Annotated in this window: 13 protein-coding genes and 1 tRNA gene; 7 read left to right on the top strand and 7 right to left on the bottom strand. The window is 72.1% G+C overall.

Annotated elements, in window-relative coordinates; genetic code table 11:
* Nucleotides 1-48 precede the first annotated feature (48 nt).
* Nucleotides 49-2,073 (top strand): M3 family metallopeptidase, encoded by a 2,025-nt coding sequence (locus BOQ63_RS17105; RefSeq protein ID WP_030289127.1) that lies wholly within the window; start codon nt 49-51, stop codon nt 2,071-2,073.
* A gap of 3 nt (nt 2,074-2,076) precedes the next feature.
* Here the strand turns inward: BOQ63_RS17105 and BOQ63_RS17100 are convergent, their stop codons facing one another.
* Nucleotides 2,077-3,591, bottom strand: coding sequence for a cellulase family glycosylhydrolase (locus BOQ63_RS17100; RefSeq protein ID WP_150475957.1), 1,515 nt, complete (start codon nt 3,589-3,591; stop codon nt 2,077-2,079).
* 172 nt (nt 3,592-3,763) lie between these two features.
* On the bottom strand, nt 3,764-4,399 hold the full coding sequence (locus BOQ63_RS17095; protein WP_033351550.1) for a TetR/AcrR family transcriptional regulator: 636 nt from the start codon (nt 4,397-4,399) through the stop codon (nt 3,764-3,766).
* A gap of 138 nt (nt 4,400-4,537) precedes the next feature.
* On the opposite strand from BOQ63_RS17095, the gene BOQ63_RS17090 reads away from it, so the two are divergent.
* Nucleotides 4,538-5,764 carry an acyl-CoA dehydrogenase family protein gene (locus BOQ63_RS17090; protein ID WP_030289122.1) on the top strand — a complete coding sequence of 409 codons (1,227 nt, stop codon included), beginning with the start codon at nt 4,538-4,540 and terminating at the stop codon, nt 5,762-5,764.
* A gap of 23 nt (nt 5,765-5,787) precedes the next feature.
* Here the strand turns inward: BOQ63_RS17090 and BOQ63_RS17085 are convergent, their stop codons facing one another.
* The 3 genes from BOQ63_RS17085 to BOQ63_RS17075 form a co-directional block, all read right to left on the bottom strand.
* Entirely contained in the window at nt 5,788-6,390 is a 603-nt protein-coding gene (locus tag BOQ63_RS17085; RefSeq protein WP_030289119.1) for a phosphatase PAP2 family protein, read from the bottom strand.
* A gap of 166 nt (nt 6,391-6,556) precedes the next feature.
* Complete coding sequence (locus BOQ63_RS17080; protein WP_078656778.1) at nt 6,557-7,366, bottom strand: enoyl-CoA hydratase/isomerase family protein; 810 nt, start codon at nt 7,364-7,366, stop codon at nt 6,557-6,559.
* 36 nt (nt 7,367-7,402) lie between these two features.
* Nucleotides 7,403-8,092 (bottom strand): TetR family transcriptional regulator, encoded by a 690-nt coding sequence (locus tag BOQ63_RS17075; protein WP_046387283.1) that lies wholly within the window; start codon nt 8,090-8,092, stop codon nt 7,403-7,405.
* 243 nt (nt 8,093-8,335) lie between these two features.
* Between BOQ63_RS17075 and BOQ63_RS17070 the strand changes: the two genes are divergently transcribed.
* Nucleotides 8,336-9,811 carry an MFS transporter gene (locus tag BOQ63_RS17070; protein WP_030289114.1) on the top strand — a complete coding sequence of 492 codons (1,476 nt, stop codon included), beginning with the start codon at nt 8,336-8,338 and terminating at the stop codon, nt 9,809-9,811.
* Between the two features lie 131 nt (nt 9,812-9,942).
* Here the strand turns inward: BOQ63_RS17070 and BOQ63_RS17065 are convergent, their stop codons facing one another.
* Complete coding sequence (locus BOQ63_RS17065) at nt 9,943-10,494, bottom strand: GNAT family N-acetyltransferase (RefSeq protein WP_030289112.1); 552 nt, start codon at nt 10,492-10,494, stop codon at nt 9,943-9,945.
* 77 nt (nt 10,495-10,571) lie between these two features.
* On the opposite strand from BOQ63_RS17065, the gene BOQ63_RS17060 reads away from it, so the two are divergent.
* The gene (locus tag BOQ63_RS17060; RefSeq protein WP_191093570.1) at nt 10,572-11,183 is read left to right on the top strand and encodes a TetR/AcrR family transcriptional regulator; all 612 of its coding nucleotides are present in this window, start codon (nt 10,572-10,574) and stop codon (nt 11,181-11,183) included.
* 343 nt (nt 11,184-11,526) lie between these two features.
* On the opposite strand, the gene BOQ63_RS17055 is transcribed toward BOQ63_RS17060, so the two are convergent.
* A tRNA-Arg gene (locus BOQ63_RS17055) sits at nt 11,527-11,602 on the bottom strand.
* Between the two features lie 646 nt (nt 11,603-12,248).
* Between BOQ63_RS17055 and BOQ63_RS17050 the strand changes: the two genes are divergently transcribed.
* From BOQ63_RS17050 to ettA, 3 genes are all read left to right on the top strand, one after another.
* Entirely contained in the window at nt 12,249-12,845 is a 597-nt protein-coding gene (locus BOQ63_RS17050; RefSeq protein ID WP_079183644.1) for a single-stranded DNA-binding protein, read from the top strand.
* A gap of 354 nt (nt 12,846-13,199) precedes the next feature.
* Nucleotides 13,200-14,627: a Cys-Gln thioester bond-forming surface protein gene (locus BOQ63_RS17045; RefSeq protein ID WP_030289105.1), complete on the top strand. Its 1,428-nt coding sequence runs from the start codon at nt 13,200-13,202 to the stop codon at nt 14,625-14,627.
* A 272-nt stretch (nt 14,628-14,899) separates the two neighbouring features.
* Nucleotides 14,900-16,564, top strand: coding sequence for an energy-dependent translational throttle protein EttA (gene ettA, locus BOQ63_RS17040; protein ID WP_072654575.1), 1,665 nt, complete (start codon nt 14,900-14,902; stop codon nt 16,562-16,564).
* Nucleotides 16,565-16,645: the final 81 nt, after the last annotated feature.

The raw sequence follows: 16,645 nt of genomic DNA, 5'->3' as shown, positions 1-16,645 counted from the left end.
ACCAGGGGTCTATGGGCACGCGGGGTGACACCGCGTAGGGTCGGCGAAATGACCGAGAACCCGTTCTTCGCAGCCAGCCCGCTGGTCTACGAACTGCCTCCCTACGCCGAGATCCGGGAGGAGCACTACCTGCCCGCCTACGAGCGTGGGACGGCCGAGCAGCTGGCCGAGATCGCGGCGATCACCGACGACGGAACCGCGCCGACCTTCGAGAACACCGTGGTGGCCCTGGAACGCTCCGGCGAGCTGCTGCGCCGGGTGGACGCGGTGTTCCGCAACCAGTCCTCCTCCGACACCACCGAGCTGCTGGACGAGGTGGAGGCGAAGGTCAGCCCGCTGCTCGCGACCCACCACGACGCGATCCACCTGGACCAGAAGCTGTTCGCCCGGATCGAGGCGCTGCACGGTAACCGGGCCGCCCTGGGGCTGGACCCGGAGTCGCTGCGGCTGCTGGAGCGCTGGTACACCGCGTTCGTCCGCTCCGGCGCCCGGCTGGGCGAGTCGGAGCAGGCCAGGCTGCGCGAGCTGAACGCCGAACTGGCCGCGCTGGGCACCACGTTCCAGCAGAACGTGAACGCCGCCACCCGCGCCGCCGCGCTGGTCGTGGACTCCGCCGAGGAGCTGGCCGGGCTGTCCGAGGGCGCGATCGCCGCCGCGGCGGAGAACGCCCGGGTGCTCGGCCACGAGGGCCGCTACGTGCTGAGCCTGAAGAGCACCTCCACCCAGCCCGAACTGGCCCAGCTCGCCGACCGCTCGGTGCGCGAGCGGCTGCTGGCCGCCTCGCTCGCCCGGGGCGTCGAGGACAACGGCCCGCTGGCGATCCGGATGGCCGCGCTGCGCGCCGAGCGGGCCGCGCTGCTGGGCCACCCCAGCCACGCCGCGTACGTGGTGGCGGACGAGACGGCCGGCACCGTCGAGGCGGTGTCCGGGCTGCTGGCCCGGCTGGTCGAGCCGGCCGTGGCGAACGCCCGCCGGGAGGCCGCCGAGCTGGCCAAGGTGGCGGCCGCGGACGGCATCGAGGAGATCGCCGCGCACGACTGGGCGTACTACTCGGAGAAGGTCCGGCAGGCCTCGTACCAGGTGGACGCGGCGGCACTGCGCCCGTACTTCGAGCTGGAGCGGGTGCTGAAGGACGGCGTGTTCTTCGCCGCGGGGCTGGCCTACGGGCTGAGCTTCACCGAGCGGCCGGAGCTGACGGCCCACCACCCGGACGCCCGGGTCTTCGAGGTGTTCGAGCAGGACGGCACCCCGCTGGGCCTGTTCATCGGCGACTTCCACGCCCGGGCGTCCAAGCGCGGCGGCGCCTGGATGGACGAGCTGGTGGGCCAGTCCGGGCTGACCGGGCGGCGGCCGGTGGTGCTCAACAACCTCAACGTCCCGCGCCCGGCGCCGGGCGAGCCGGCGCTGCTGAGCTGGGACGAGGTGCGCACCATGTTCCACGAGTTCGGGCACGCGCTGCACGGGCTGTTCTCGGACGTGCGGTACCCGCTGTTCGCGGGCACCGCGGTGCCGCGGGACTTCGTGGAGTTCCCCTCGCAGGTCAACGAGATGTGGATGGTCCGGCCGGAGGTGCTGGCCAACTACGCCCGCCACCACGAGACCGGGGAGCCGCTGCCGGCCGAGCTGGTCGAGCGGATGACCGCGGCCGAGGGCTTCGGGCAGGGCTTCCGTACGGTGGAGTACCTGGCGGCGACGCTGCTGGACTGGGCCTGGCACACCCTGCCGGAGGGCCACCGGGTCGCGGACGCCGAGGAGTTCGAGGCGAGGGCGCTGGCGGAGGCCGGGGTCGTCGTGCCGGCGATCCCGCCGCGTTACCGCACGCCGTACTTCCAGCACATCTTCTCCAGCGGCTACAGCGCCGGGTACTACGCGTACATCTGGTCGGAGGTGCTGGACGCGGACACCGTGCGGTGGTTCGAGACCAACGGGCGCTCGGTGCGGGACAGCGGCGAGCTGTTCCGGCGCGAGCTGCTGGCGCGCGGGTTCAGCCGGGACCCGCTGGAGTCCTTCCGCGCGGTGGTCGGCCGGGCGCCGGACACCGCGCCGCTGCTGGAGCGCCGCGGGCTGGCCTGATCGTCAGCGCGGTGCGAGGGTGACCGCCACCGGGGCGCCGGGGCGGGTGTGCGGGAGCCGGATCCTCACGGTTCCCGGGCGCCCGTCCGCGGGCTGCTCCACCTCGACCCGGGCGCCGGCGGGGGAGACGGCGACCCGGGCGCCGTGCGGGAACCCGGCGGGCGGCAGGACGAGTTCGCTGGCGCGGGCGCTGCCGTCGGCGTTCCAGCGCACGGTGGTGTCCCCGGTGTTGCTCCCGGGGCTGGTCCCGTTGTCGCTCCCGGTGCGGACGTCGGTACGGACGTCGGTGCGGACGTCGGTGCCGGCGACGGCGACCGGGTACGGGCCGAAGGCGGGTTCGTCGCCGGGAGCGGGGTGTCCGGCGGGGTCGAGTGCGCAGTAGCCGCCGGTGCCGCGGCACCAGTACCACATGGTCCAGCCCTCGGCGAAGCCGTCCATCGCGGCGACCTGGCCGCGGACCAGCCGGGTGTTGCCCGGGGTGCGGGAGTTCGGCGGGCCCCACTCGCCGACCAGGACGGGCAGCCGGTGGGCGGTCGGGTAGCCGGTGATCGCGGCGGTGTACTGCTGGAGGAAGCCGTCGGCGGGGTTCCAGTCGGCGCCGTTCTCCACCGCGGTGTCGTAGAAGTGCGGTGCGTAGCCGAGCCGGGGCGCGCCGGGGCGGGGGTCGGCGAAGCCGGGCAACTGCGTCGGTACGCCCTGGCCGACCAGGACCGTCGGTTCGACGAACAGCCAGGCGCGGGAGTCGACCCGGCGTACGGCGGTGATCAGGCGGCGGTACATGTCGGCGAGCCGGCCCCGTTCCAGGGTGGCGGAGGCGGCGGCGAGCACGGCCGGGTCGCTCGGGTCGCCGTCCACCGGGCCGAACGGCTCGTTGAACAGGTCGTAGCCCAGGAGGGAGCGGTGACCGCGCAGTTCGCGGGCGAGCCGGGTGTAGAAGTCGGCCTGCCAGGCACGCAGGTCGGGGTCGTCGTAGAGATGGCGGAAGGCGGCCTGGACGGCGGGCTGGAAGTAGCCGGCGAACCAGTCGTCCGGGTCGGGGGTGAAGGGCAGCCCGTCGTCACGGGTGGCCCAGGCCGGGATGCCGTTGGTCCCGCCGCCGAACTCCGGCCCGTAGACGTCCTGGTGGAAGTCGACCAGCACGAGCAGGCCCAGCCGGTCGGCGCGGTCGAGGAGCCGCCCGATCCGGTGCAGCTCGGTGGGGTCGAGCCGGCCGCGCTCGGGCTCCAGTCTGGTCCAGGAGACCGGCAGCCGGACCAGGGTGAAGCCCTGGGCGGCGATCGAGTCGAGGTCCGCCGGGGTGGCCTCGGCGTACTTGTCCAGGTTGAAGCCGCGCAGTTGGAGCCGGCGGCCCTGGGCGTCGGTGAGGGAGGTGCGGCCGTCCGGGCCGGTGGCCGTCCCGGTGGGGAAGCGGGCCGGGTGCCCGCCGCCGTGGGCCGCGGCGGAGGCCGGGGCGGGGGCGGCGCTCAGGGCGGCGGTGGCGGCGAGCAGCAGGGCAACGGCGGTGCGGCGCAGGCGCATCGGGGACCTCGCACGGCGGGGGTGGGGCCCCGATGATGCCCGGGGCGCCGGGGGCGGCACAAGGGGTGTGCGGCCGAGGGTGGTGCGGCCGATGGTGGTGCGGACGAGGACCGTGCGGCCGAGGGCGTGCGACAAGGGCCGTGTGCCCAACCGGCCTCGGTTTGCCGGGAGTTCAGGTCGCTTCGGGGCTCGGCGGCTCGGCCGGGGCGGCGGGCAGGACGGCGGTCGGCAGGTCCGCGGCGGCGGCCAGGCGCCCCCAGAGCAGGTCGGCCAGGGCCTGCACCATGCGGGTGCGCGAGCAGGGTCTGGTCTCCAGCCACCAGTCCCCGGCGGCCAGCACCATGCCGGTGATGCCCCGGCCCCAGGCCTCGGCGAGCAGGTCGCGGTCGGCGCCCAGGTCGACCTGGCTCTGTACGGCGTGGGTGATCTCCTCGGCGATCTGCCGCAGGGCGGGGGCGAGTGCGTTGCCGGCGCCGCTCGGGTCGCCCGGCTCGGGGTGGGTGAGCAGGCGGTAGACCTGGGGCCGGGCCTCGATCCCGGCGAGGTAGGTGTCCAGGACGTGTTCGACCCGGTCGCGGCGTTCCAGCGGTTCGGCCAGGGCGGCCCGGACGGCGGCCAGCAGGCCGCTGGTGTGGCGTTCGGTCAGGGCTCCGATCAGGCCGTTCCGGTCGCCGAAGTGCCGGTAGAGGATCGGCTTGGTGATGCCGGCCTCGGCGGCGATGGCGTTCATGCTGGCGCTCGGCCCCTCGCGCTGGATGACCCGGTCGGCGGCGTTGAGCAGCTGCTCGCGACGGGGCTCTCGGGACATGCGCTGCTCCTCGGGATTCTGGGTGGCCTGGGCGTTGACACCGGTTACCAATCAGTAGCAGACTCCCACGATGTTACCCCGGGTAACACCCCGGTGGGTCGTATCCCTGCGTCGTATCCCTTCTGCGGAGGCAGCACCATGAGCAGCACGTTCTCGCTGGACCCGGGCGCGGACCAGCTCGCCGTACGCGACTGGCTGCACGGCTTCGCCGCGGACGTGATCCGCCCCGCCGCAGCCGAGTGGGACGAGCGCGAGGAGACCCCCTGGCCGATCATCCAGGAGGCCGCCAAGCTGGGCATCTACTCGCTGGACTTCTACGCCCAGCAGTACTTCGACCCCTCCGGCGTCGGCATACCGATCGCCATGGAGGAGCTGTTCTGGGGCGACGCGGGCATCGGGCTGTCCATCGTCGGCACCACGCTGGCCGCCGTCGCCGTGCTCGCCAACGGCACCGACGAGCAGATCGGCACCTGGACCCCGCAGATGTTCGGCACCCCGGACGACGTCAAGGTGGCCGCCTTCTGCTCCTCCGAGCCGGACGCGGGCTCCGACGTGGGCGCGCTGCGCACCCGGGCGGTCTACGACGAGGCCAAGGACGAGTGGGTGCTGAACGGCACCAAGACCTGGGCCACCAACGGCGGGATCGCCGCCGTGCACGTGGTGGTCGCCAGCGTCGACCCGGAGCTGGGCACCCGCGGGCACGCCTCGTTCGTCGTCCCGCCGGGCACCCCGGGACTGAGCCAGGGTCAGAAGTTCAAGAAGCACGGCATCCGCGCCTCGCACACCGCCGAGGTGGTGCTCGACGGCGTCCGGGTGCCCGGCAGCTGCCTGCTCGGCGGCAAGGAGAAGCTGGACGAGCGGCTGGCCCGGGCCCGCGAGGGCGCCAAGCGCGCGGGCGGCAAGGGCAACGCGGCGATGGCCACCTTCGAGGCCTCCCGCCCGGCGGTCGGGGCGCAGGCGATCGGCATTGCGCGGGCCGCGTACGAGGTGGCGCTGGACTACGCCAGGACCCGGGAGCAGTTCGGCCGTCCGATCATCGACAACCAGGGCGTGGCCTTCCAGCTCGCCGACATGAAGACCCGGATCGACGCGGCCCGGCTGCTGGTGTGGCGGGCGTCCTGGATGGCGGTCAACAACCAGCCGTTCACCTCGGCGGAGGGCTCGATGTCCAAGCTGTACGCGGGCGAGACGGCCAAGTTCGTCACCGCGCAGGCGATGCAGATCCTCGGCGGCAACGGCTTCACCCGGGAGTACCCGGTGGAGCGGATGCACCGGGACAGCGCGATCTACTCGATCTTCGAGGGGACCAGCGAGATCCAGCGGCTGGTCATCGCCCGGGCGATCTCGGGGATGCCGATCCGGTAGCGGGGCCGGTCCCGGGGGGCGTCCTACCGGGCGGCCCAGAAGGTGAGACCGGCGGTGAGGGCACCCACCACCGCGCCGACGATCGTCTGTGCGGTGGTGTGGTCCCGCAGCACCACCCGGGACCAGCCGATCACCGCGACCAGCGGGTAGAGCAGCAGCCACACCGGGCCGAGCGCGATGCCCAGGCAGGCCACCGCGCCGCTGGCGACGGCGGTGTGCACGGACACCTTCCACCAGACGGTGATCACCAGGATCGGGACCAGCGAGGCGAACATCGCCGCGACCATCGCGGTGAGGTCGCGCGGGGCGTGGGCCCAGATCATCACCGCGAAGCTCACCGCGACCGAGCCCATGATGAACGGGATGACGGTCAGTCGGCGCCGGCGGTGGCCGACGTGGCGGTCCTCCAGGGTGCCCTTGCGGATGCCGCGCTGGATGAACAGGGTCGGGATGACAGCCGCGAACAGCGCCGCGAAGGCGGCCCAGCCGAGGCCGGGCCAGCCGTAGCGCAGGCCGCCGATGAGCAGGCAGACCGCGATGATCACGTTCTTCGGTTCGACGCCGTCGGTGACCCGGCGGGCCCAGATCGTCCGGTTGGTGGGGGCGGTCGTGGCCTCGGTGGTCATCGGGGTGCGTGCTCCGGGTCGGGAAGGGCGGTCGGCGGCTGGGTGGTTGGGCGGTCGGTGCGCCGTTGCGCTGGTGCGCCGGTTCGCTGGTCGGATGATCGTACGTGAGCCGCCGGCGCCGCCACTCCTCCGCGCCCGGGCACCGGCCGGAGCCGCGGCGCGCCCGTCAGAACCGCGGCGGGCGGCCGTCCAGGAAGGCGGCCAGCCCCTCGTGCACGTCCGAGGCCTCCCGGGAGCGCCGCTCCCAGGGCGCCAGCGCCTCGGCGGCCCGCTCCGCCGGGACGGCCAGCGCAGCCTTGACCGCGCCGATGGTCTGGGTCGAGCGACGGGTCAGCAGCCGGGCGAACTCCAGGGCGGCGGCGTCCAGTTCGGCGTCCGGCAGGACCCGCTCCGCGAGGCCCAGGGGCAGTGCGTCCCGGCCGCGCACCAACTCGCCGGAGAACAGCAGGTACTTGGCGCGGGCCGGGCCGACCAGCCGGGCCAGGCGCAGGGTCGGCACGGCAGGGTAGACCACACCAAGCTTGGCCGGGGTGATCCCCAGCCGGGCGTCCTCCGCGACGAATCGCAGGTCGCAGGCGACGGCCAGCTGGCAGCCACCGCCCACACAGGCACCGTGCACCACGGCGAGGGTCGGGTGCGGGAAGGCCGCGAGTGCCTCCTCGGCGGCCACGTTGACCGCGTGGTAGGCGTCCGCGCGCTGCGGATCGCCGTACACCTCGGCGAGTTCGGTGATGTCCGCGCCCGCGCTGAAGGTGTTCCCGGCGCCGGTCAGCAGCAGGGCGCGCACGCCGTCCTGCTCGGCCAGCTGGTCCAGGACCTTGGGCAGCGCCTGCCAGACCGCCAGGGTCACCGCGTTGCGGCGGTGCGGACGGGCGAATTCCAGGACCGCGACGCCGTCCTCGCCGACGTAGGCGTTCAGGCCCTCGGCCTGGGCGGGCAGGGCCGAGCGGTCCCGCGTCAGCAGCGGCTGGTCCATGCGCACCTCCGGGTCGGTCGTGGTGCGCCCACTCTCTCAGGCGTGGGCGGCGCCGTAGTCCCCGAGGCCGTGTTCGACCGAGGCGAAGGCCCGGCGGGCCTCGTCCAGTGCGGCGGGCAGGGCGGCGTCCGCGCTCTCGCCGTCCAGCATCCGGCGGTGGTTGCCGCCGATCAGGGTCAGCCGGACGGCCAGCAGTTGGGCCGCGGCGACCCGGGCGGTCAGCTCGTCGTGGGCCGGGTCCTGGGCGCACAGTTCCGCGGCCAGCAGGGTCTGGGCCTGCTGGCCGAAGCCGGCGGTGGCCCGCACCGCCAGCGCCGGAGTGGCGTGGATCAGCCGGATCACGTCCAGCACGACCCGGTCGTCGTTCAGGCCGGTGGCCGGGTCCTTGCGCTCCAGCGCGGCCAGGAAGTGCTCGCGCAGCGCCACGACGGCGGAGGTGCCCGGTGCGCGGTCGCGCACCGCCCGGGCCGGTTCGTCGAGGTGCTGCTCCATCGGGCCCATGACCAGGTCTTCCTTGGTCGGGAAGTAGTTGAAGACGGTCATCTTGGACACCTCGGCGGCCGCCGCGATCTCGGCCACCGAGACCTGGTCGAAGCCCCGTTCGGCGAAGAGGACGACGGCCGTGCGGAAGATCCGGATACCGGTCTGGATCTTCTTGCGCTCGCGCAGCGGGAGGGCGTCGAGGTCGCGGTGGGGGCCGAGGTCGAAGCCGTGGTGGGTCGCCATGGGGGGACTGTACCAGGATCAAAGGTTGACCCAGCAGAAAGATTGGACGGGCTGAAGAATTGACCCGGTCCAACAATGCTGTCATGGTTGGTGCCGAGCCCGCCGGATCGCACCGGAACGGGCCAACTCCACTGACTCCGGGGGGACTTCCCGATGGCATCCGCTGCCCAGACACCCGCTGTACAGACGGCCGCTGTACAGACGTCCGCTGCAGAGGCGTCCGACCAGGGCGGTTCCGCGCTGATGACGGTCGCCCAACGCAAGCTCGGCATGCTGCTCTGCCTGCTGACGATCGTGCTGGCCGTGCTCGACTCCAACATCGTCTCGGCCGCCACCGTGCCGATCGTCCACGACCTCGACCCGGTGCACGGCATCGACCGGCTGCCCTGGCTGGTCAGTGCCTTCTCCCTGGCCGCCACCGCGCTGCTCCCGCTCTACGGCAAGCTCTGCGACGTGTACGGCGCCAAGCGGGTCCTGCTCGGGGCGGTCGGCAGCTTCCTGCTCGGCTCGGCGCTGTGCGGCGCCGCACAGTCGATGGGCGAGCTGATCGCCTTCCGGGCCGTCCAGGGCGTCGGTGGTGGCGGGCTGATGAGCGTGACCATGGTCGTGATGGCCCAGCTCCAGGATCCGGAGGAGCGCAGCAGGGGCAAGGGCGGCGCGGTGGGCGGGATCGTCGCGGGCCTCGGCATGGCGATCGGCCCGCTGGTCGGTGCGCTGTTCACCGACCACCTCGGCTGGCGCTGGATCTTCTACGTCAACCTGCCGCTCGGCCTGCTCGTCCTGGCCGGCTTCGCCCTGGCGCTCAAGCTGCCGCAGACCGTCGAGCGGCGCGGCCTGGACTTCCTCGGCGCCACCCTGGCCGCCGCCTTCGCCACCGGGCTGCTGCTGGTCACCGAGTGGGGCGGCAAGGACTACGGCTGGACCTCCCCGGTGATCCTCGGCACGTCCGCCGCCACCCTGGCCGCGCTCGGCCTCTTCCTGTGGCGCCAGGCCACCGCCGCCGAGCCGGTGCTGCCGCTCTCGCTGTTCCGGATCCCGGTGGTGCGGATCGGCTTCGCCGTCCAGGGCCTGGTCGGGATGGGCATGATGGGCGCGATCGTCTACGTGATGATCTACCTCCAGGTCGCCCGGGGGATCGCCCCGACCACGGCCAGCCTCTACCTGATGCCGATGGCGGCCGGGATGACCGGGGCCGGACTGCTGGCCACCCGGCTGCTCTCCCGAGGGCACCGGCCGCGCACCTTCCTGGTGGCCGGCGCGGGCTGCTCGATGCTCGCCCTGGGACTGCTCGGGCTCAGCGGGCCGGACACCCCGCTGTGGGCGGTGGGTGCCGAACTCACGCTGCTCGGCGCCGGGTTCGGCCAGCTGATCGGGCAGCTGATCACCCTGGTGCAGGACGCCGCCCCGCGCCACCAGCTCGGCGTCGCCACCACCGGGATCCGGTTCTTCCAGACCCTCGGCAACGCCCTCGGGGCGGCGGTCTTCGGCACGGTGCTGTCCCGGGTGTTCGAGGCCGGCCGGCCGGGGCGGACGCTCGGCGCGGTACGGGTGGTGACCGGACCGGCGCGGGAGCAGGCGGTGCGGAGCTTCACGGACGCCGTGGACGTGGTCTTCCTGTCGGCGGCCGGGGTGATGGTCCTGGTACTGCTGCTGGCGCTGCGGCTGCGCTCGGTGGAGTCGGCGGGCGCCGCGGCGGAGCAGCCGGTGCCGGCGGCCTGAGCGGGGGTTCGGTGAGGCGGGGGTCCGGTGAGGCGCGGGTCCGGCGAGGCGGGGATGTGACGGAGCGGGGCCCGGTGGACTGCGGGGGAGTCCACCGGGCCCCGCTCGGCGCGCGTCGGGAGTCCGGCCGGTCAGGCTCGGGTGGCGGCCCACTCCGAGGCCAGGACCGCCCAGATCTCCTTGTCGTGGCGGACGCCGTTGTGGAGGAACCACTCGCGCAGCACGCCCTCCCGCCGCATGCCGACCCGCTCCGCCACGGCGCGGCTGCGGGCGTTGGCGGCCGAGCACCACCACTCCGCGCGGTGCATGCCGCGGGTGGCGAAGGCGTAGTCGAGCAGCAGCCGGACGGCGGCGGTGATCAGTCCGCCGCCCTCGCCGGCCGGCTCGGTCCAGGCGCCGATCTCGCAGTTGCCGCTCTTGGTGTCGAAGTGCACGAACATCACACCGCCGACCAGTGTGCCGTCCCGCCAGATGCCGAAGATCCGGCCGGAGTCGGTGGCCTGGCGGTCGGCGTAGCGCTGCAGGGTCGCCCGGGCCGAGTCCAGGTCGGTGGAGAAGGTGGCCCACGGGATCCACGGGTCGGTGTGGGCCCGGGCGCGGTCGATGTGGGCCAGGAACTCGGGGGCCTGCCACGGCTCCAGGGGGCGCAGTTCGGCGTTCTCGGCGAGGGGGACGGAAAACACGGGCGGGCCTTTCACGGGTGGTGCGGCGGGCTGTCGGGATCATTCATAACAAACGTTTGGTATGTACGATAGCCTCCATGACGCCACCCCGGGGAGACCATGACGCCCGCCGCTCGGAAGTCTCCGAGGGGGTGTGGCGGGTGCTCTCCACCCGGGGCTTCGAGGGGCTCACGCTGCGCGCGGTGGCAGCCGAACTGGGCGCCTCCACCGGGCTGTTGACCCACTACTTCCCGAACAAGCGGGCGCTGCTCAGTCATGCCCTGGAGGAACTCGACCGGCGTTCCGCCGCCCGGCCCCGGCGGCTGGCGCCCGTCGACGGCACCCCGCCCCCGCCCGTCGGGCTGGCCCGGCTGCGGGCCGCGCTGCTCGACGTCCTGCCGCTGGACGAGGCGACCGAGGCCGGCAACCGGATCTGGGTCAGCTCCTGGGACGTCGCCCTGGCGGACCCGGAGCTGGCGGCCGCGCACGCGGAGCGCTACGCCCGCTCGCGGGTGGCGCTCACGGCGCACGTGGCGGACGCCCAGCGGCTCGGCGAGCTCCCGGCCGACGCCGATCCCGCCGGGCTCGCGGCGGGGGCGCAGGCCTTCGTGCTCGGGCTGGTGGTGCAGTCGCTGTTCGCCCCCGCGGAGTTCCCCGCCGAGCGCCAGATCGCGCTCCTCGACGCCTATCTGGCGGGACTGGTCGCATAGGGTCTCCGGCCGCCGGGCCGTTCCGCCGCCGGGCCGTTCCGCCGCCGGGCCGTTCCGCCGCCGGGCCGTTCCGCCTCCGGGCGGTCCGGCTCCCGGCTGTTCGGCTCCCCGGACGTCCGGCTCTCCGGCTCTTTCCGGATTCGCCGGCGGCCGGTCGGGCCGGGGTTGTTTCGTTCATTGGTGGGGGATTCGCCCGGAATTCCGGTTTTCCCGGTCACCCGCCTTCCGTGGCGGGCATGATACGCATTGTCACGGGTTATGCGCAGCGAGTACGGGATTACCCGGAGATCCGAAACGGCCACGGAAAGTGTTCATCGCCGCGATGGCCTGCGGAATTGCGAGGTGGCGCCCCCAGCAGGATTCGAACCTGCGACCTACCGCTTAGAAGGCGGGTGCTCTATCCGCTGAGCTATGGGGGCGGGACGGACGGCGCCCTGGCGGGCGTGACCGTGGCCGGGATCGGGCGACGAGCGCTGGGGGCGCGCGTGGTCCGTCCCCGTACCTGAGGGGTGGGGGTGGGGGTTGGTGGGCCCTCGCCCTGTCGGGGACAGGATAAGGGTGTCCAGTTCCTCGGCCGGGTGTGACGACACCGTCGTTGGTGTGTCGGTTCGGTGGAGCGGTCCGATAATCGCAGGTGGAGACCGTGTGTGCAGCGGTCTGGGACAGTTCCGGGCCGGACGTTGTGCAGTCGTTACGGGGCTGCCTCCTCACCCGTTATGGATTCGACACGGAGAATGTCCCGCCGGCGGCCAAGGTGGGGGTCCTATTCGGCTTGCTCCGGTCGGATGACGTGCGCGGACGGCTCGCGGCGGGGCCTTCGGTCGCGCTCCGGCGGGGGTCGCGATCTGCCCGTTTGTTGTCATGAGCGCGAAGAAGTGCCGACCTGGCGGTGCGGGAAGGCCGAAATTCACCCCTGCGAGTGACGGCTCTTTTTCACCCTGCCGATCGGCACAGGAGTTGTCCACAGGATTTCGGAACGTGGTGGCCGCGATTTCCTCCGGGAGGCACTCTCAACCCGCACCGCTCGATTCCGTACGGTGCATCGGCGAGAACGGAGAGTGCGCTGTGAGCGAGACGTATGTGACGGTGATCGGCAATGTCGCGACGGAGGTGAGCTACGGCGAAACCTCCGGCGGGGTGCCGATGGCGAACTTCCAGCTCGGCTTCACCGAACGGCGGTACGACCGGGAGCGGGCCTGCTGGGTGGACGGCGAGGCGCAGTGGCTGAGGGTGACGGCCTGGCGGGCGCTCGCGGTGAACCTGATCGGCTCGCTGTCCAAGGGCGATCCGGTGCTCGTGACCGGTCGGCTGCGGGTGCGCGAGTGGACGGAGGGGGAGGTGAAGCGCAGCCGGGCCGAGATCAGCGCCCGGTCGGTCGGGCACGACCTCACTCGCGGCACGGCGGCGTTCCGGTGGGCGACGGGGGTGCGCGGGCAGCCGTCGGGTGCGGCCCGGGGTGCGGCCGACGGTGCCGGGGCGGAGACCGCGGGCGAGCCGGTGCCCGAGTGGATCGTCAACGCGCTGGAGTCGCGCCGGGTCCCGGCGGTGGCCGTGGCGCCCCGTTCGCCCGAGTCGCCGCCGGGCGGGCGAGAGGTGACGGAGCAGCAGGAGGGCGTGTCCGAGGGGTGGCGGGGAGGTGAAGACCGGGCGATGCCGGGCTGACCGGCCGGTGACCTTCTCTGTCGACAAATATGTTGGTCGAGAAGGCCGTTGCACCCGCACGCGCAATCTCGACCGGATAACGGAAAGTCATCGGCAGATTCTGGTGAGGCGTCAGCTTGTGTGGAACCTGGGAGGATTGATAACGATACAGATACGGAATCGTCCTGATTTCGCATGGGGGTTTCGAGGCCTCCGGGGCTCAATAGGATTCGTCTGGTTCATACCCGCAGCAGTGCCACAGGGGGCACGCGCGGCACGGCAAGTCGGCGGGCTGCCCACTCGGCGCGGCCCGCTCCGGAGGGATCCCAGATGTTCAAGAGGCAGGGGCGGAGTCTGTCCCGCATAACCACTGTCATGCTCACGACCAGTCTGGCACTGGGGGGAGGCCTGTTCGCGGCTGGTGCGGCGGCTGCGGCGGACACCCCCGCCTCGGGCGTGACCAAGGCCGTGATCCAGAGCAGCATGGTGTCCGAGAAGGTCGACGTCGCGGGCAAGGGGACGGTCGACGCCGGCCTCTTCACCCTCAAGACGAGCGACGGTGGTCTGCTGCAGACCTACTGCATCGACTTCGACAACCCGGTGTACCTCGACAGCGGTGCGCAGTACCACGAGGCGGACTGGGCGGCGAGCTCCCTCGGCGCCAACGCCAAGGCGCCCATGATCCGGTGGATCCTGGACAACTCCTACCCGCACGTCAACCTGACGGCGCTGGCCGCGGCCATCAAGGTCGACAGCCTGACCGCCGAGGACGCCGCCGCGGGCACCCAGGCCGCGATCTGGAAGTTCTCGGACAACAAGAGCGTCACCCTGCACAAGACGAACGCCACCAAGCTGCGCGACTACCTGGTCAGCGACAGCAACAAGGGCATCGCCGCCGAGCCGAAGCCCTCGCTGACCCTGAGCCCGGACTCGGTCTCCGGCAAGTCCGGCGGCAAGATCGGTCCGTTCACCCTCAACTCCAGCGCTGCCGAGGTGAAGCTGTCCATCGGTGGCCCCGCCGCCGACAAGGCCAAGCTGGTCGACAAGGACGGCAAGCCGGTCGGCGCCACCCTGACCGGTCCGATCGCCAAGGACACTCAGCTGTTCCTGGACGTGCCGGGCGGCACCCCGGACGGTGCGGTCACCCTTAACGCGAACGCCTCGACCGTCGTGCCCAGTGGCCGGGTCTTCATGACCGACGTGGACGACGACGGCAACCACAGCCAGACCATGATCCTGGCCAGCTCCGACAAGCTCAGCGTCAACGCGGCCGCCAAGGCCACCTGGAAGCAGGGCAAGGGTGCGCTGGTCGACAGCAGCGCCAAGGTCGAGTGCGCCAAGAACGGCGTGACCGTCTCCGTCACCAACAGCGGTGACGAGGCCGCCACCGTCACGGTCGACAAGCAGCAGGTGACCGTGCAGCCGGGCAAGACCGAGAGCGTGCTCGTCAAGGTCGCCGAGAAGGCCAAGTACGACATCAAGGTGTCCGGTCCGAACGGCTACACCAAGGAGTTCACCGGCGTGCTGGACTGCAAGGTCGGCGTGACCCCGAGCTCCGCCCCGAGCACCCCGGCCGCCACCGGCAGCGCCACCGCCACCCCCTCGGGCACCCCGAGCACCGGTGCCGCCCACCCGGCCCCGTCGACCACCAGCGCCGCCCCCGGCACCGGTGGCCTGGCCCAGACCGGCGCCAACAGCAACACCCCGCTGCTGGCCGGCATCGCGGGCGCCCTGGTCGTCGCCGGTGGCGCTGCGGTCTTCTTCCTGCGTCGCCGTGGCCGCCACGGTGGCAACGCCGCCTGAACCGGTAACACGGACTGCCCGGGACGGTAGCCCGGACGACCCGAACCGGTAGTACGGCCCGGCTCCCCGCACTCGCTGCGGGGAGCCGGGCCGTCGGCGTTCCGGCCGTCGGCGTTCCGGCAGGCGGGCGGGCCGGCCGGCCGCGCGTGCGCCCGTCGCCCGTCCGGCACACCCGGTGGGGGCCACCCGGGCGGTTCGGGGCTCCCGGCCGGGTGCGGCACAATGGAAGGCTGCAAGCCGAATTACTCCCGACGACGCCGGAGCGATCTCACGTGGCGGAATACATCTACACGATGCGCAAGGTGCGCAAGGCTCACGGAGACAAGGTCATCCTTGACGACGTGACGCTCAGCTTCCTCCCCGGAGCGAAGATCGGCGTCGTGGGCCCCAACGGTGCCGGTAAGTCGACCGTGCTGAAGATGATGGCAGGCCTGGAGCAGCCCTCCAACGGCGACGCCTTCCTCTCGCCGGGCTTCACCGTCGGCATGCTCCTCCAGGAGCCGCCGCTGGACGAGTCCAAGACCGTCCTGGAGAACGTCGAGGACGGCGTCAAGGAGATCAAGGGGAAGCTCAACCGCTTCAACGAGATCGCCGAGCTGATGGCGACCGACTACTCGGACGCCCTGCTGGAGGAGATGGGCAAGCTCCAGGAGGACCTCGACCACGCCGAGGCCTGGGACCTGGACGCCCAGCTCGAGCAGGCCATGGACGCCCTGGGCTGCCCGCCCGGCGACTGGCCGGTCACCAAGCTCTCCGGTGGTGAGAAGCGCCGCGTCGCGCTCTGCAAGCTGCTGCTCGAGGCCCCCGACCTGCTGCTGCTCGACGAGCCCACCAACCACCTGGACGCCGAGTCGGTGAACTGGCTGGAGCAGCACCTGGAGAAGTACAAGGGCACCGTCGTGGCCGTCACCCACGACCGGTACTTCCTGGACAACGTCGCCGAGTGGATCCTGGAGCTCGACCGCGGCCGCGCCTACCCGTACGAGGGCAACTACTCCACCTACCTGGAGACCAAGCAGTCCCGTCTCAAGGTCGAGGGCCAGAAGGACGCCAAGCGCGCCAAGCGGCTCAAGGAAGAGCTGGAGTGGGTCCGCTCCAACGCCAAGGGCCGCCAGGCGAAGTCCAAGGCCCGCCTCGCCCGTTACGAGGAGATGGCGGCCGAGGCCGACAAGATGCGGAAGCTGGACTTCGAGGAGATCCAGATCCCGCCGGGCCCGCGCCTGGGCAACGTCGTCATCGAGGTCGAGAACCTCAACAAGGCCTTCGGCGAGAAGGTCCTGATCGACGACCTGAGCTTCACCCTGCCGCGCAACGGCATCGTCGGCATCATCGGCCCGAACGGCGCAGGCAAGACCACCCTGTTCAAGATGCTCCAGGATCTGGAGACGCCGGACAGCGGCACGGTCAAGGTCGGCGAGACCGTCAAGATCAGCTACGTCGACCAGACCCGCTCCAACATCGACCCGAAGAAGACCCTCTGGGAGGTCGTCTCCGACGGTCTGGACTGGATCAACGTCGGCCAGGTCGAGATGCCGTCCCGCGCCTACGTGTCCGCCTTCGGCTTCAAGGGCCCGGACCAGCAGAAGCCGGCCGGCGTGCTCTCCGGCGGTGAGCGCAACCGCCTGAACCTGGCGCTCACCCTCAAGCAGGGCGGCAACCTGCTGCTCCTCGACGAGCCCACCAACGACCTCGACGTCGAGACGCTCTCCTCGCTGGAGAACGCCCTGCTGGAGTTCCCCGGCTGCGCCGTGGTCATCTCCCACGACCGCTGGTTCCTGGACCGGGTGGCCACCCACATCCTCGCCTACGAGGGCGACAGCAAGTGGTTCTGGTTCGAGGGCAACTTCGAGTCGTACGAGAAGAACAAGGTCGAGCGACTGGGCGCCGACGCCGCCCGTCCGCACCGGGCCACCTACAAGAAGCTGACCCGAGGCTGACATCCAGCTGTCACGACGGCCCGGCAGACTGCCCTCCGGGGCGGCCTGCCGGGCCGCGGCCAGCCGTCACACCGGCCGTCA

It is taken from the genome of Streptomyces viridifaciens, assembly GCF_001888885.2.
Classification (GTDB): Bacteria; Actinomycetota; Actinomycetes; order Streptomycetales; family Streptomycetaceae; genus Kitasatospora; species Kitasatospora aureofaciens.
This window is presented reverse-complemented; position numbering and strand designations above follow the sequence as displayed.

Coding starts and splice junctions, on each gene's coding strand:
- BOQ63_RS17105 (WP_030289127.1), top strand. CDS start 49: ATGACCGAGAACCCGTTCTTCGCAGCCAGCCCGCTGGTCTACGAACTG.
- BOQ63_RS17100 (WP_150475957.1), bottom strand. CDS start 3,591: ATGCGCCTGCGCCGCACCGCCGTTGCCCTGCTGCTCGCCGCCACCGCC.
- BOQ63_RS17095 (WP_033351550.1), bottom strand. CDS start 4,399: ATGTCCCGAGAGCCCCGTCGCGAGCAGCTGCTCAACGCCGCCGACCGG.
- BOQ63_RS17090 (WP_030289122.1), top strand. CDS start 4,538: ATGAGCAGCACGTTCTCGCTGGACCCGGGCGCGGACCAGCTCGCCGTA.
- BOQ63_RS17085 (WP_030289119.1), bottom strand. CDS start 6,390: ATGACCACCGAGGCCACGACCGCCCCCACCAACCGGACGATCTGGGCC.
- BOQ63_RS17080 (WP_078656778.1), bottom strand. CDS start 7,366: ATGGACCAGCCGCTGCTGACGCGGGACCGCTCGGCCCTGCCCGCCCAG.
- BOQ63_RS17075 (WP_046387283.1), bottom strand. CDS start 8,092: ATGGCGACCCACCACGGCTTCGACCTCGGCCCCCACCGCGACCTCGAC.
- BOQ63_RS17070 (WP_030289114.1), top strand. CDS start 8,336: ATGACGGTCGCCCAACGCAAGCTCGGCATGCTGCTCTGCCTGCTGACG.
- BOQ63_RS17060 (WP_191093570.1), top strand. CDS start 10,572: ATGACGCCACCCCGGGGAGACCATGACGCCCGCCGCTCGGAAGTCTCC.
- BOQ63_RS17045 (WP_030289105.1), top strand. CDS start 13,200: ATGCTCACGACCAGTCTGGCACTGGGGGGAGGCCTGTTCGCGGCTGGT.